1 protein-coding gene is annotated in these 2,732 nt (G+C 59.0%); it reads right to left on the bottom strand.

The genetic code is table 11. The annotated features are described in order from the left end of the window. Window positions 1–120: 120 nt before the first annotated feature. A complete protein-coding gene (locus ACFPN1_RS16230; RefSeq protein ID WP_386756263.1) occupies window positions 121–492 on the bottom strand; it encodes a hypothetical protein in 372 nt (123 codons plus the stop codon). Window positions 493–2,732 lie beyond the last annotated feature (2,240 nt).

The raw sequence follows: 2,732 nt of genomic DNA, 5'->3' as shown, positions 1-2,732 counted from the left end.
AGAGACACTGTGATGCCATTGCCCATCGACTCAACACCAGACCGAGGAAGCGCTATGGCTATCGCAGCCCAATGCAAAAACTATTCGGTTAGAGGAGCTTGTCGCACTTGGTGGTTGAATTCACGCCCCAGCCCGCGATAGGCCGCTACCTGACTCAACTGTAAGACCATCGGCGACAAAACCCCAGCGAATCAGCGGTTCTTGTTTGTCACTAAAGCTCACGGTGATGCCTACCGGGATCGGCTTGATGTGAGCCTCGCAGATCAAGCCATGCATGGGTGTGGAAAGCTCGGGAACGTCTTGCCATTCACGAAGGACGGAATCCCAGCGGGATGCCCACGCATCTCGCGGCCGGCTGAACCGTAAGTTTGCGGGACCAAGGACCCCAGCAACCTCAGCGGCATCGACCGCCAGCACAATCTCCTCTTCAGTGCGGTGCGCCACTACGAATTGGGTCTGTAGCGATCTGACGGTGTGGAACAGGTCGTCCATTACGTAACCTGGGGCCTAACGCCTGAATTAAGCCGAGCCGCGAAGCGGCTTCGGCTTGAATGAATTGTTAGGCAGCACCCGTGTTGCCCGTGCTGCCATACCCTGAGATGGATGCTACTACCGGAAGCGGCGCCGGATTGTCCGAGTAGCTGTACACCTCTAGCGCCGAAAGTTGGTCATCGAGCGCCCAAATGATAAGACCCAGATCCTCGCCATTGGGAGCTTTGGCAACCGCATCAGCAACTATGCGAGCGACCTGGCCTTGCGTGGGCACGCAAAAATCTACAGAAGCGCATCCGCAATCGCAGCGCCCAACAACTTGCAGCGACTGAACTAACGGACTAAAGGCGGGTGCGAACTCATCGGTTGCCGCAACGGCGAGCGCACGCATAACGACAGCAGCCTCTGCTTCTGAGATTGGTCTGACGGTCATTAGAGATCTGGACATGCTGCCTAACGCCTGAATTAAGCCGAGCCGCGAAGCGGCTTCGGCTTGAATGAATTGTTAGGCATTTGACCCGGAAAGGCGGCGCCTAAGCAACCGAATAGCCTTGGCCCGTCCCTCATTGGCAGGCATGGCCTCAAGCCGCGCGATCTCCTGCTCCAGGTCGTGTTTGGCCCGGACTGCAGCGGCGCCCGCGGTCAGCTCCCGCTGCATCCGCTCGCGGGAGAGTTTGTCGCGAAGAGCCGACCACTCCCGCGTTTTGTCCTTTGGCGGGACCGGGATCTTGTAGCCAAGGTATGCGCAAAGTTTGCCGCACGTCGGGCAAGGGACCTCACCGGCAAATGCCGTGGAGCGCCTAACAGCGGCGCGGCAATCAAAACAAACCCAAGCTGCAGTACCCATGATTCAAATGCCTAACGCCTGAATTAAGCCGAGCCGCGAAGCGGCTTCGGCTTGAATGAATTGTTAGGCGGCTAGCTAGTGATTGCCAGCGGCCCTTCTCGAAGTTCCCAGCCTTGCGATCGCATGCACTGGGCGACGGAGTCTACAAAAGCTTTTGGTTCTCCGGGGCGGTTAACGGAACTCAACAAGCGGGCAACGCAAGCGCTCTCAGCCTCTTGAGCCGGAATTTCCTCGGCGTGAGACGTGGGAATCTGCTCACCTGGACGCACCCAATATCTGGCAGTGAACGTCGCCGGGCCGGCCGGCTCTACGTGCCAATTGGACAGTGCACGTTGATAGGTCCGATCTGCTGTGGCACAGCCGGTCAGGAAAATCATCACGATTACGACGAAACGTTCCATGCCGCCTAACGCCTGAATTAAGCCGAGCCGCGAAGCGGCTTCGGCTTGAATGAATTGTTAGGCCGCCGATGGTGCCGTAGTGGTTGGGGGCCGAGCAACTGTCCGCTTTTCGGTCCGAAGTCAGGCCAGGTCGGGGCGCGCGTTGGAGACCCTGAGCGCATCGCGGGAATCACGTAAGGAGGCCGAGAAACTTTGGTGTGGTGGAGCTGCAGGCGCATCCCGCGATTGCCTGGGCGCGCCCGAGAATCTCGCCGAAGGAACAATGAGCGCAGCCATAAATGCTGGCACTCGCTTGAAACCACTCTTTCTGCTTTTGACCTGCTTGCGGCCTAACGCCTGAATTAAGCCGAGCCGCGAAGCGGCTTCGGCTTGAATGAATTGTTATGCAGCCAGGAGAACCGGAGACCTTGGCTGCTGAAGAGATCTTAGCCCAGGACAATCGGTGCCCGAGAATCACCCCATGGGGCCGGGAAAGGAATCGGGCGAGCTTTGGCCAGCCGAAGGCAAGGGCGCTGTTGCGGCTACTGAGGACACTGCAGTTGCGCAGCGCCGGCGAGATGCCGGAAGAGACGACGCTTTTGGCGCAGATGCCAAGCCACTCAAGCCGCAGAACAAGACCGGGTGCACGAGAGGCTTGAACAACCTCTATCCCACCGCGCATAACGCCTGAATTAAGCCGAGCCGCGAAGCGGCTTCGGCTTGAATGAATTGTTATGCAGCCAGGAGAGCCGGTGAAGTGAGGCCGCTGAAGAGATCTTAGCCCAGGACAATCGGTGCACGGGCATCACTCCACGGAAGCCAGGACAGAGATCGGGCGAGCTTTGACCAGCCGAAGGCGAGGGCGCTGCTGCGGCTGCCGAGGACGCTGCAGCTGCGTAGCGCCGGCGAGTTGCCGGAAGACGCGATGCTTTTGGCGCAGATGCCAAGCCACTCAAGCCGCGGAACAAGACCGGGTGCACGATAGGTTTGAACAACCTCTATCCCACCGCGCA

The organism is Lysobacter yangpyeongensis (genome assembly GCF_042655745.1).
Taxonomy (GTDB): domain Bacteria; phylum Pseudomonadota; class Gammaproteobacteria; order Xanthomonadales; family Xanthomonadaceae; genus Agrilutibacter; species Agrilutibacter yangpyeongensis.
Note: the sequence above shows the minus strand (reverse complement) of the source record. Positions and strands in the feature narration are given on the sequence as shown.

Coding starts and splice junctions, on each gene's coding strand:
- ACFPN1_RS16230 (WP_386756263.1), bottom strand. CDS start 492: ATGGACGACCTGTTCCACACCGTCAGATCGCTACAGACCCAATTCGTA.